The following is a 265-nucleotide window of genomic DNA, read 5'->3' on the forward strand; positions in this document are numbered from 1 at the left end:
GATAAAATCAATAAAATCAGCTTGAGTCTCGTCATCCTTCATCTTCTCCTTAAATAATCTACTAACACGGTCTTCTTGAAATAATGCGATGGCACTAGAGGTAGGAATTCTTACAAGTCTATTATATGGACTAAAAATATTTGACCTGTTCTTTTCAATTAGTGGCATTGTAATATCAAACCAATCTGAAACTTTACCTTCATGGGTCTTTATCTGCATATGTATTAGGCGATTATCTGAAACTGGATCCGGGGCAAATAATTCC

General features: G+C 34.7%; 1 protein-coding gene. It reads right to left on the reverse strand.

Annotation, left to right across the window (positions count from 1 at the left end):
- Positions 1–265: DUF5819 family protein (locus AOA59_RS32925; RefSeq protein ID WP_218212231.1), on the reverse strand; the 265-nt coding region annotated here is incomplete at both ends.

Origin of the sequence: Pseudomonas sp. 2822-15 (genome assembly GCF_002742515.1) — a bacterium.
Lineage (GTDB): Bacteria > Pseudomonadota > Gammaproteobacteria > Pseudomonadales > Pseudomonadaceae > Aquipseudomonas > Aquipseudomonas salomonii.